This window comes from Arthrobacter tecti, from assembly GCF_054511355.1.
The window spans coordinates 110,924-122,824 of record NZ_JBTNCT010000012.1 but is presented as its reverse complement, the minus strand read 5'-3'; the positions used below and the strand labels follow the sequence as shown (position 1 = coordinate 122,824).

Annotated in this window: 10 protein-coding genes and 2 tRNA genes; 1 reads left to right on the top strand and 11 read right to left on the bottom strand. The window is 61.4% G+C overall.

All coding sequences use genetic code 11. From position 1 onward, the window contains the following. Positions 1–220 precede the first annotated feature (220 nt). Complete coding sequence (locus tag ACX80C_RS13750; RefSeq protein ID WP_459327012.1) at positions 221–1,057, top strand: glycosyltransferase family 2 protein; 837 nt, start codon at positions 221–223, stop codon at positions 1,055–1,057. Here ACX80C_RS13750 and ACX80C_RS13745 read toward each other — a convergent pair. The 11 genes from ACX80C_RS13745 to dnaN form a co-directional block, all read right to left on the bottom strand. Further along, complete coding sequence (locus ACX80C_RS13745; protein WP_459327011.1) at positions 1,054–1,965, bottom strand: DMT family transporter; 912 nt, start codon at positions 1,963–1,965, stop codon at positions 1,054–1,056. The genes ACX80C_RS13750 and ACX80C_RS13745 overlap by 4 nt on opposite strands. 85 nt (positions 1,966–2,050) lie before the next feature. Next, a tRNA-Ala gene (locus tag ACX80C_RS13740) sits at positions 2,051–2,123 on the bottom strand. A gap of 54 nt (positions 2,124–2,177) precedes the next feature. Further along, positions 2,178–2,294 (bottom strand): DLW-39 family protein, encoded by a 117-nt coding sequence (locus tag ACX80C_RS13735; protein WP_459327010.1) that lies wholly within the window; start codon positions 2,292–2,294, stop codon positions 2,178–2,180. 41 nt (positions 2,295–2,335) lie between these two features. Beyond that, positions 2,336–2,409: transfer RNA gene (locus ACX80C_RS13730), tRNA-Ile, on the bottom strand. Positions 2,410–2,490: 81 nt separating this feature from the next. Beyond that, a complete protein-coding gene (locus tag ACX80C_RS13725; RefSeq protein WP_167995491.1) occupies positions 2,491–3,024 on the bottom strand; it encodes a DUF3566 domain-containing protein in 534 nt (177 codons plus the stop codon). After that, positions 3,021–5,657 carry a DNA gyrase subunit A gene (gyrA, locus tag ACX80C_RS13720; protein WP_459327009.1) on the bottom strand — a complete coding sequence of 879 codons (2,637 nt, stop codon included), beginning with the start codon at positions 5,655–5,657 and terminating at the stop codon, positions 3,021–3,023. The genes ACX80C_RS13725 and gyrA overlap by 4 nt, the downstream gene beginning before the upstream one ends. Positions 5,658–5,737: 80 nt before the next feature. Next, positions 5,738–7,792, bottom strand: a complete 2,055-nt coding sequence (gene gyrB / locus ACX80C_RS13715) for a DNA topoisomerase (ATP-hydrolyzing) subunit B (protein ID WP_459327008.1) — start codon at positions 7,790–7,792, stop codon at positions 5,738–5,740. A 234-nt stretch (positions 7,793–8,026) separates the two neighbouring features. Beyond that, positions 8,027–8,596: a DUF721 domain-containing protein gene (locus ACX80C_RS13710; RefSeq protein WP_459327007.1), complete on the bottom strand. Its 570-nt coding sequence runs from the start codon at positions 8,594–8,596 to the stop codon at positions 8,027–8,029. Then, the gene (gene recF, locus ACX80C_RS13705) at positions 8,580–9,758 is read right to left on the bottom strand and encodes a DNA replication/repair protein RecF (protein WP_459327006.1); all 1,179 of its coding nucleotides are present in this window, start codon (positions 9,756–9,758) and stop codon (positions 8,580–8,582) included. The genes ACX80C_RS13710 and recF overlap by 17 nt, the downstream gene beginning before the upstream one ends. A gap of 10 nt (positions 9,759–9,768) precedes the next feature. Next, positions 9,769–10,659, bottom strand: a complete 891-nt coding sequence (gene gnd / locus ACX80C_RS13700) for a phosphogluconate dehydrogenase (NAD(+)-dependent, decarboxylating) (RefSeq protein WP_459327005.1) — start codon at positions 10,657–10,659, stop codon at positions 9,769–9,771. Positions 10,660–10,695: 36 nt separating this feature from the next. Further along, positions 10,696–11,820 carry a DNA polymerase III subunit beta gene (dnaN, locus tag ACX80C_RS13695; RefSeq protein WP_167995485.1) on the bottom strand — a complete coding sequence of 375 codons (1,125 nt, stop codon included), beginning with the start codon at positions 11,818–11,820 and terminating at the stop codon, positions 10,696–10,698. Between the last annotated feature and the right edge of the window lie 81 nt (positions 11,821–11,901).

Below are 11,901 nucleotides of genomic sequence, written 5' to 3'. Positions count from 1 at the left end.
TCCCTCAAGACTCGAAAATGATGCCTAGACACCACCATTTTCCCAAGTCAGAGCACCCTTTCCCCGCTTAAACACGCGCCAGCACACAACCCCGATGAAAATCCCGGGCTAGCCCTGCGCTTCGCGAGAATTGCGGGAAAGATCCACCCTACGGAGGATCTTTCCCGCTTTCTTTGTGTTGGAGCGATGACCCGTTGATGCTGGTGATAGATTTACCGCCGTGCAGCCCGCCAAGCCGACCGTATCCATTGTGATACCGGCGTACAACGAGGAAAGCGTCATTCGGCAATGCCTCATTGCCGCTATCTACCAGTCCATGCCGGCTCACGAGATCCTGGTGGTGGACAACAAGTCCACGGACCGCACCGCTGACATAGTCCGCCAGATGCAGCTGGAGTATCCCGAGAGTCCCATCAAGCTGCTCGAGCAGAACGAGGAGCAGGGGCTCATCCCCACCCGCAACCACGGACTGAATCAGGCGACCGGCGACGTACTCGGACGGATCGACGCCGATTCTGTCCTGGAACCCGACTGGGTCGAAACCGTGCAGGCAGGTTTCACGGACACGGCTGTAGCCGCGACAACGGGCCCGGTGGTCTATTACGACATGCCGATGCGCCGTTGGGGTCTCAAAGCCGACGACAAGATGCGGCAGTTGGTGCTGAAGCTTGCGCGCAACCAATACCACTTCCTATTCGGCTCCAATATGGCACTGCGCCGGACAGCCTGGGAACAAATCCGCAGCTCCACCTGCCGGGACGAGCGGGACGAGATGCATGAGGACATTGACCTCTCGCTGCACCTCGCCGAGCAGGATCTCGTGATCCGCTATATCCCGGGCATGGTCAGCGGTATGTCGGCGCGGCGCCTCGAGGATTCGCCGAAAGACTACCGCTACTATGTCACGCGATTCGACAGGACGTACCGGGCGCACGAGGTCAATCAGCGCGTGCTCAAAATTCCGATGCTGATCTTCATGTCCATCTACTACCCCGCGAAGGTCCTGCGCGCAGTCCACACGGCCCGGACAGGCAGGATGGGCGCGCCCCAGCGCTAGCCGCCGCCCAAGGCGGGCGGTTGCGCGGCGTCTTCAGGGGCAACGTCCGCACGCCGTCGTCGGCCCTGTCCTCTCACCACGACGGCGAGCCCCACAAGGATAATTGCCAGTCCTACGTAGGTGCCGGCGGGCAGCTGCTCACCGAGGAAGATCGCCGCGAGGATTGTAGCCCCGGGGATCTCAAGGAGGATGATCATCGAGACCACCAGCGGGCTGATGACCGCGAGCAGGTGGTTGAACACAGCATGCCCGATGAGCTGCGCAACAATAGTCACACCGATAATGCCCACCCACGCAAGCGGCGGAAAGTCCACCAATGGTTGTCTGAACGCCAAACACATGCCCAGGAGCACCAGGGCGCAGCCACCGAAGCAAAGTGTCGTGTAGGTTCCAGTCGACAAAGTGCGCCTCAGCTCGGCCCCGGCCATCATGTATACGGCAGCGAATGCACCTCCGGCCACCGCGAGCAGGTCACCCATGATGGCGTCCGATGACAACGTCAAATCGAACCCCGTGATGACGACGACGCCCGCTAGCGCCACGGTCAGGCCACCCACCACGGCGGGGGCCGGGCGGTTGCCGCGAATGGCCGAGAACAGTGCCACCCACGCCACCTGTAGACAGACGAGCGCGGTTGCCGCAGCTACAGAGGTGAGTTTGAGTGCGGTAATGAAACAGGCGAAGTGGAGGGCGAGTGCGACGGCGGCGATCACCAGGCGCCGGTAGTCCTGTGCCTTGAGGTTCGCGAACTCTCCGCGCCTGCCGACCACCGATGGAGCCCCCATCAGCACGGCACCGAAGGCGTTGCGCCAGAAGGCAATAACGAGCGCAGGAGCAGCGGTAGCCGCCATGATCGGGCCGGAGGCGGCAACTCCGAGAACGCCGATGACACAGAGGAAAATGGTCACGAGGTAAACCTATTCGACGGTTGGGGAACTCCTGACCGAAAGCGAGAAGGGCCCCAGCCTTCCGGCTGGGACCCTTCTCTTTCGGTGGAGGCACGGGGACTCGAACCCCGAACCCCCTGCTTGCAAAGCAGGTGCGCTACCAATTGCGCCATGCCCCCGAAACTACATGTCAATTGTACTCGATCGACAGAGTGGATCAGGACGGTGGAGATTTATTCGACCGGATCGGTCGCCTTGCTCCACACTTCCTTGTCCTTCTCGGACTCCTGCCACCGTTTGTAGGCGAAGACCCCCGCGACAGCGGCTGCTGCTAACAGCAACTTTTTCACAGTGTTCCTCCTATGCAGTTTCCTGCCGGTTTCAGGATCCGTGGGCGTACCAGGACTTGAACCTGGGACCTCTTCGTTATCAGCGAAGCGCTCTAACCGCCTGAGCTATACGCCCCGATACCTCATCGGGCCGAGATACGACTTTACAGCAGCCCCTCAGCAATCAACAAATTCGAAGCCGATGAGGAAATGTCCTCTAGTCGTCCGTAAGTGTTACCCCAATTCCGCCCACAAGTGTGGACGAAATGTTGTACAGCACCGCGGACAACATGGCCAGCGCGGTCAACAGCACAACGTTGACGACAGCGATGATTGTGGCAAAAGACACCACCTGGCCGAGCGAGGCAAACTGCCGCAAATCGAAGCCGGCACCCTCCGAGCCTGCAATCTCACCGAGCAGCTGGTTCACGCGGTCAAAGATGCCGGTGAGGTCCAGAACAGTCCAGATGACGATCGCCGCTACAACTGTCACAATGCCCAGTGCAACGGAGAGCAGGAAGGACATCTTCAGCACCGACCACGGGTCCACCTTGCTGACGAGCAGGCGCGCCTTGCGTGCCTTCGCCTTCGGAGCCGGCTTCACCAGCCCCGGACGGCTTCCCGGCCGAGCCGATGACGACGACGCCGGCCGTTGCGTCGGCCGTGCAGGTGCGTTTACCCGAGGTCCGCTGCCGGACGACCGCACGGAATTACCCGCTGTCGCGCGCGGATTTGAGTTTGTCGAACTCACTCGGTACCTCCATTATTGGTTGACTCAGCCTCCGGCTCAGCCGTTTCTGCTGAAGTCAACGGTACTTCATCGACCGCGTCCGGCGCAGATTCTGCTTCCACCACGGCCGTTTCAACAGCGGCGTCAGTTCCGGTCAGGCCGCGCTCGGTGTTACGTGCAACCGCGATGATGCGGTCGGCTTTGTCGGGCTTGGCGAAGATCACGCCCATGGTGTCGCGGCCCTTTGCCGGCACACCGGCCACAGCCGAACGGACAACCTTTCCGCCGCCCATGACAACCAGGACCTCATCCTCGTCCTGCACAATGAGCGCACCAACCAGGTCTCCACGCTCTTCAGCCAGTTTGGCCACCTTGATACCCAGGCCTCCGCGGCCCTGTACCCGGTACTCATCGACCTTTGTGCGCTTTGCGAAGCCGCCTTCCGTGACTATGAATACGTAGGAGTCGTCACTGACCACGTTTGCCGCGAGCAGTTCGTCATCCGCACGGAACTTCATGCCGGTGACCCCCGAGGTCGCACGGCCCATCGGACGTAGCGCCTCATCGGTGGCACTGAAGCGCAGGGACTGTCCCTTACGCGAGACGAGCATCATGTCATCACTCTCAGAAACCAGCTGCGCTGAAACCAGTTCATCGCCGTCGCGGAGGTTGATGGCGATGACGCCGGCCGTGCGGTTGGTGTCGTAATCCTCCAGGCGCGTCTTCTTCACGAGACCGCGCTTCGTGGCGAGCACGAGGTACGGCGATTGCTGGTAGTCGCGCAGATCAAGTACCTGCGCGATTGACTCGTCAGGCTGGAATGCCAGCAGGTTTGCCACGTGCTGGCCCTTGGCATCGCGTGCCGCTTCGACCAGCTCATAGGCCTTTGCACGGTAGACCCTGCCGAGGTTCGTGAAGAACAGTAGCCAGTGGTGTGTGGTGGTGACGAAGAAATGCTCGACGACGTCGTCCCCACGCAACTGTGCCCCGCGGATGCCCTTGCCGCCGCGCGCCTGCTGACGGTAGTTATCGCTCCGGGTGCGCTTCACGTAGCCGCCCCGGGTGATGGTCACCACCATTTCCTCTTCGGGAATGAGGTCTTCCATGCTCATGTCGCCGTCGTAGCCCATGAGAATCTCGGTACGCCGGTCATCGCCGTGCTTGTCGACGATCTCCTGGAGTTCAGTCGAGACGATTTCCCGCTGCTGTTCCTCCGAGGCAAGGATCCGCTTGTACTCGGCGATTTCGGTCTCGAGCTTTGCGTGCTGGTCCTGGATCTTCTGCCGTTCGAGGGCAGCCAGGCGCCGCAACTGCATATCGAGGATCGCCTGCGCTTGGATCTCGTCAATCTCAAGCAGGCCCATCAGGCCGTTGCGGGCATCTTCAACGGTGGAGGACCGCCGAATCAGGGCAATAACCTCATCCAGCGCATCCAGTGCCTTGAGTAAACCACGCAGGATATGGGCTGCTTCTTCGGCCTTGCGAAGGCGGTACTGGGTTCGCCGGACAATGACTTCGAGCTGGTGAGTTACCCAGTGGCGGATGAACGCATCGAGGCTGAGGGTCCGCGGTACATCGTCAACGATGGCCAGCATATTGGCGCTGAAGTTATCCTGGAGCTGCGTGTGCTTATAGAGGTTGTTGAGCACCACCTTCGCCACGGCGTCGCGCTTTAGAACGATCACCAGGCGCTGTCCGGTGCGGCCTGAGGTCTCGTCGCGGAGATCGGCTATGCCGGAGACCTTGCCGTCTTTCACCAGGTCCGCGATCTTGATAGCGAGGTTGTCCGGGTTTGCCTGGTACGGCAGCTCGGTAACCACCAGGCAGGTACGGCCCTGGATTTCCTCGACATTGACGACGGCGCGCATGGTGACCGAGCCGCGGCCGGTCCGATACGCATCTTCGATGCCCTTGTGGCCGAGGATCTGTGCGCCGGTCGGGAAGTCGGGGCCCTTGATGCGCTGGATCAACGCCTCAAGCAGTTCTTCCTTGCTGGCCTGCGGGTTCTGGAGGTACCACTGCACACCGTCGGCAACCTCACGAAGGTTATGCGGAGGGATGTTGGTTGCCATACCCACGGCAATGCCGGAGGAACCGTTGACCAACAGGTTCGGGAACCGGGACGGCAGGATCGTGGGTTCCTGGTTCTTGCCGTCGTAGTTGTCCTGGAAATCGACGGTTTCTTCGTCGATGTCCCGGACCATTTCCATGGCGAGCGGCGCCATCTTGGTCTCGGTATAGCGGGGTGCCGCTGCGCCGTCGTTACCGGGCGAGCCAAAGTTACCCTGGCCAAGAGCCAGCGGGTACCGCATGGTCCAGTCCTGGATCAAGCGAACCAGCGCATCGTAGATCGCGCTGTCACCGTGCGGGTGGTACTGGCCCATGACTTCGCCGACCACGCGCGCACACTTGTTGAAGGAGCGGTCCGGACGGTAGCCGCCGTCGAACATCGCATACAGAACGCGGCGGTGCACCGGTTTCAGCCCGTCACGGACATCCGGCAGCGCCCGACCAACAATGACGGCCATGGCGTAGTCCAGATAGGAGCGCTGCATCTCGGTCTGCAGGTCCACCTGCTCAACACGGTCAGTCAACAAAGCACCCTCAACGGGCGTCTCATCGCCGGGAGTTTCAGGTGTTTCTTCGTCACTCATCTAGTTCATTCCGTTCGTGAATGCTTAGGTCAGGAGCCCGGACGCGAGAGGCCGCGTACAAGCCGGTGGGGGTGAGCCGGTCAGATGTCGAGGAAACGTACGTCCTTGGCGTTCTGCTGGATGAAGTTGCGGCGGGATTCCACGTCTTCGCCCATGAGCACCGAGAAAATCTGGTCTGCAGCCGCGGCGTCGTCCATGGTGACCTGAAGGAGCGTACGGTGATCCGGGTCCATGGTGGTTTCCCACAACTCGGTGTAATCCATCTCGCCAAGACCCTTGTACCGCTGGATCCCGTTGTCCTTGGGGAGCCGCTGGTTGTTTGCGAGGCCGATCTTGATGGTTTCGTCCCGCTCACGGTCGCTGTACACGTAGGAGTGGGCGGCATTGGACCACTTGATGCGGTACAGCGGCGGCTGGGCCAGGTAAACGTAGCCGTGTTCGATCAGGGGACGCATATACCGGAACAGCAGGGTCAGCAGAAGAGTGGTGATGTGCTGGCCGTCGACGTCAGCATCGGCCATCAGCACGATCTTGTGATAGCGGGCCTTCTCGACGTCGAAGTCCTCTCCGATTCCCGCACCGAAGGCGGTAATCATGGCCTGTACTTCACTGTTGCTCAGCGCTCGGTCGAGCCGGGCCCGCTCCACGTTCAGGATCTTCCCGCGCAGTGGCAGGATTGCCTGCGTTTCCGGGTTCCGGCCGCGGACGGCGGAACCACCTGCAGAGTCACCCTCCACAATGTAGATCTCGGACTTCGACGGATCCTTGGACTGGCAGTCCTTCAGCTTTCCGGGCATTCCGCCGGATTCGAGGAGCCCTTTGCGGCGGGTCGACTCGCGTGCCTTGCGGGCGGCAAGACGGGCCTGCGCGGCCTGGATCGACTTCCGGATTACATCGCGTGCCGGCCCGGGATTGCGTTCCAGCCAGTCCCCAAGCTGATCCGTAACAACACGCTGGACAAACCCCTTTGCCTCGGAGTTTCCCAGCTTGGTTTTGGTCTGTCCTTCGAACTGCGGCTCGGACAGCTTCACGGAGATGACGGCGGTGAGTCCCTCCCGGATGTCATCACCGGTCAGGTTGTCATCCTTCTCCTTGATGATGTTCTTCTCGCGGGCATAGCGGTTGATGAGGGACGTCATCGCCGCGCGGAAACCTTCTTCGTGGGTTCCGCCCTCGTGGGTATTGATGGTGTTGGCGTAGGTATGCACGCTTTCCGAGTAAGCGGTGGTCCACTGCATGGCCATTTCGACGGCAATCGACTTGTCCGCATCCTCGGTCTCGAACGCTATGACGTCATCGTGGATGACATCCACCCGCTTCGACGAATTCAGGTGTTTGACGTAGTCAAGAAGACCGTTCTCATACAGGTACTCGATGTGCCGGTGTTTATTCTCCTCGGACTTCTCCGCCTCTGCATGCGCGGTGTCCGTGATCTCCTCGGTTTCCACCTCGGGAACCCGTTCATCCACAAGGCTGATCCGGAGGCCCTTGTTCAGGAACGCCATCTGCTGGAAGCGCGCGCGGAGGGTCTCGAAATCGAACTCGACCGACTCGAAGATGGTGGAGTCCGGGTAGAAGGTCTGGGTGGTCCCGGTAGTCTCGGTTTCTTCACCCTTCTGGAGTTGGCCGACCGGCTTTCCGCCATCCTCGAAGGACTGGCGCCAGACATGGCCCTGACGCCGGATTTCCGTGTCAACGCGGGCTGAGAGGGCGTTCACCACCGAGATACCGACGCCGTGTAGGCCACCGGAAACCGCGTATCCGCCGCCGCCGAACTTGCCGCCGGCGTGAAGGATGGTCATGACCACTTCCACGGTGGGCTTACCCTCCGTGGGATGCATGTCCACGGGAATACCGCGCCCGTTGTCGATAACCCGGACTCCGCCATCCTCGAGCAGCGTCACCCGGATGTGGTCGCAGTACCCTGCAAGTGCCTCATCCACAGAGTTATCCACAACCTCGTACACGAGGTGGTGAAGGCCGCGCGGACCGGTTGATCCGATGTACATACCGGGCCGCTTACGAACCGCCTCCAGACCTTCAAGGACGGTGATGTCACTCGCGCCGTAACCTCTGGGTGTGCCGGTGCCGTCTTCCGGCGTTCCGGCAGATTCCGCTACGTTGTCGTTAGCCACGGGCGCTGCGACTCCTCATTGTCTGGTCTCAGAATGAAGGCATCCCGAAAAGGAATGCCTGCGGCTTCCATTCTACCGTGCGGAAGCCGGGAGGACGGCCTGAACAGGCCCCTAACGCCGAATAAAGCGCCATTTAAGCTCTCAGCAGGGGGTCGCGTGGGGGCGTATACGTCCGCTGGGGTCCGGTTGGCGCTGTACGGCGCTCACCGGAGCGCGGCACGCGGACGTCGACCGCTATCCGTAGGTGTCCCTCGGACCACGTCCGCGAACCGTTCTGCCACCCTTGCGCCAGGACGGCGCCGACGGCCCCACAATTGTCATCGCGGTAACGACGCCTGCCCCGAGTTCGTGGTCGAACCGGCGGATCAGCTCGGAGCTGATCAAGCGAAGCTGCGTAGCCCACGCCGTGGAATCACACCGCACCAGGACCGTAGTTTCATGGAAGCTCTCGGGAACACAGTGCGCGGCGATATCCGTACCCACAAGCTCCGCCCAACGCGCCATTACAGATCCCACGGCGACCGGCGAATTCCATCCGCGCTCACTCAACAGCCTGCCGAACACAGTTCCAAGCCCCTGTGGGTCCCGCCCCGCATAGGACTCCCCAGGTAACTCCCGGCGGGAAGCCTGACCGGAACGACGACGGCGCGCAGCCGGCACCCGGGCGTCGCCGCGTGCCAGCGAGGCATCCCTCAGGCGGTTCAACAGCAACCGCGGCGCGTCCTCGGGGGCAGCGTCCCTGCCGGGTGCGCCTTGTTGGGGGGCGCCGTCGTCGTTCTGGTTCTCCTCAGGACGGTGCTTCACTGAAGCCTCCGGGAACGACGACGAGCTGGCGGCCTTCCAGCGCCGGAGGCACATCCTCGCCAACCGCCGCCGTGACGAGCACCTGCTCGGCGCCGGCGACGATGGATGCGAGCCGGCTCCGCCGGTCAGCATCCAGCTCGGCAAAAACGTCATCGAGGATCAGCACCGGGGTGGAGCCGGGTGTCGGATCGTCCTCCGAAAGTAGGTAATAGGAGCCAAGGCGCAATGCCAGAGCCATGGACCACGTTTCTCCATGCGATGCGTAGCCCTTCACCAGGGCGCGGCCGAGCATCAGTTCGACCTCGTCCCGATGTGGCCCGATCAGCGAAATTCCGCGTTCCGTTTCACGACGTCGGTTCTCGCTGATCGCCGTGAGGAACCTTTCCGTCAGTTCCGGGATGCTGAGTCCGGTGAAGTCTTCCGCGGGAAGGGTGGGCGCGCCGTCGTCCTCTGCCGCGGGGCCGGCGAGGGATGAACGGTACGCGGCCTGAGCGTTCTTCGACCCATCGGTGAGCTCGGCATATGCCTTCTGAATATGGGGCAGCAGGCGGGTGAGGACGCCGAGACGGGCGTGCAGGAGTTGCGACCCGACGGTAGCGAGGTGCTGATCCCACACTTCGAGCGTTGCCTCGTGCGCAGCGGTCAACCGGCCGCCGCGCAGAGATTTCAGCAGGGCATTGCGCTGTTTCAGGACACGCTCGTAGTCAGCACGGATGCCGGCGTGATGCGGAACCAGCTGCACCATCAACTCATCCAGGAATCGGCGCCGATTGGACGGATCCCCCTTGACCAGGGCCAGATCTTCGGGCGCGAACAGCACCGTACGAAGAATCCCGGCGGCATCTCTCGCCCGCACTGGATTGGCGCGGTTGATGCGTGCGCGGTTGGCGCGCTCACCATTAATTTCGAGTTCGACGCTGGTGGCCTGTGTACCCCGCACGAGACGTCCGCGGACCAGGGCCCGATCAGCATCGAAGGCGATCAGCGGCTTGTCCGAACTGACCCGGTGGGAAGACAGAGACGCCAGGTAGCCGATCGCCTCAACAATGTTGGTCTTACCCACGCCGTTGGGGCCCATGAAGACCGTGACACCCGGTTCCAGGGGCACGTCCAGTTGGGAGTAGCTACGAAAATCGGTCAGTGAAAGATGCTGAACGTACACCGGAACTCGATCAGGAACTGCGCGGCGGACGCACCGCGTGTCCACCGAACTGGTTACGCAGCGCGGCAACCATCTTCAGGGAGGGAGCCTCATCCTGCCGCGAACTGAAGCGGGCAAACAGCGCGGCGGTGATAGCCGGCGCAGCGACCTCATTGGCAATGGCCTGCTCAACAGTCCAGCGCCCCTCGCCGGAATCCTCCACATATGCACCGACGTTGCTTAGCTTCGGATCCTCCTCTAGGGCTTTCACCAGCAGGTCCAGCAGCCACGAACGCACAACGGTGCCCTTCTGCCAGGCACGGAAAGTACCTGGAACATCCTTGATGATGTCCTTCGCTTCGAGGAGTTCATACCCCTCCGCATAGGCCTGCATGAGGCCGTATTCGATGCCGTTGTGGATCATTTTGGCATAGTGCCCCGCACCCGATTCACCGACGTGAACGAAACTTTCCTCGCGGTTGCCCTCCGGCCGAAGCGCATCAAAAACCGGCATGACACGTTCGACGGCTTCCTCCGGGCCTCCCACCATGAGTCCGTATCCGTTTTCGAGGCCCCAGACGCCGCCGGACACACCACAATCGAGGAAGGAGATACCCTTCGACGCCAGGATTTCACTGTGTTCCCGATCGGTACTGAACTTGGTATTGCCGCCGTCGATCACCAGATCATCGGCGGAAAGCTTGTTGCCGAGCTCCTCGATGACATGCGCAGTAACCGGACCGGCGGGGACCATTACCCAGACAACCCTCGGTGCCGGAACCTGTGCAATCAGTTCTTCCAGGGTGGCGACGTCGGAAACTTCCGGATTACGGTCGAATCCAGTTACCTCGATGCCGCGGGAACGCAACCGTTCCCGCATGTTGTATCCCATTTTTCCGAGTCCGACTAGGCCGATGTGCATACTGTCCTCCAGGTTTCGGTGGGATGGGTTTGGCTGCTATTGGTTGGGCAGCCTCACCGGCATGAGCAGGTACCGGTAATCCTCGCGGTCCTCACCGGTAGCTTCCTCCTGTGCCGAGATGACGGCCGGTTTGGGAGGCGTGGTGAAGGAGAAACGAACAAAACGGCTGCTGAAGGCACTCAATCCCTCGCTGAGGTAGTGGGGGTTGAACGCGACTGTGATGTCCTCACCTTCGAGACTGGCTTCGATCGCTTCCGAGGCCTGCGCATCTTCACCCGTTCCTGCGTCGAGCACCACTTGTCCGGCACTGAAGGCAAGCCGCACGGGTGTATTGCGCTCGGCGACGAGGGAAACACGGCGAACTGCCTCCACCAGCAGGCTGGTCTCCACAGTGGCGTGAATCGGTGTGTTCTCAGGGAAGAGCGAGCGGATCTTCGGGTAGTCCCCGTCAACCAGCAGCGACGTGGTGCGCCGGCCGCCGCTTTCAAAGCCGATGAGTTCACTGTTTTCGGACAGTGCAATCTGCAGGTCTCCCGAGCCACCGAGTGTCTTGGCAACTTCGCTGAGCGTTTTTGCCTTGACAAGGGCGCTCGTGGAGATCCCGGGGTTTGTCGGCTTCCAAGAGAGTTCGCGCAGCGCCAGCCGGTAACGGTCCGTAGCCAGGAAAGTGATGAGATCCTCTTCGATCTCCATGCGGACGCCGGTGAGGATGGGAAGGGTGTCATCCCGGCTCGCAGCAATGATTACCTGTGAGACAGCTTCCGCAAAGGCATCTCCGTCGACTACACCGCTGACATCGGGGAGGCTCGGCAGTTCAGGATATTCAGCCTCGGGCATTGTGGCGAGGTTGAACCGGCTGTTGCGGCAGGTGAGTGTGACTTTTGATCCGTCTGTTTCGACCTCGACCGGCGCCGAGGGCAGGCTTCGACAGATATCGGCCAGCAGCCGCCCGGATACGAGTATGGTGCCTTCTTCGGCAACGTCAGCAGGGATTTCCAGACGTGCCGAAATCTCATAGTCAAAGCTGGCGAGGCTAAGCGAGCCGGTGCCCGCCTTGATCAGGAGACCGGATAGCACCGGCACAGGAGGACGAGGTGACAGTGAACGCGCAGTCCAGGTCACGGCTTCGGCCAGGACATCGCGCTCGACTCGGAATTTCACTGAAGGGTGCCGCCTTTCGCGAGGTACATGGGGAAGCTACTCATCCTCGACTTCCAGTCGGTGCAAGGAGGCGTGAGCAAA

Coding starts and splice junctions, on each gene's coding strand:
- gyrA (WP_459327009.1), bottom strand. CDS start 5,657: ATGAGTGACGAAGAAACACCTGAAACTCCCGGCGATGAGACGCCCGTT.
- gnd (WP_459327005.1), bottom strand. CDS start 10,659: ATGCACATCGGCCTAGTCGGACTCGGAAAAATGGGATACAACATGCGG.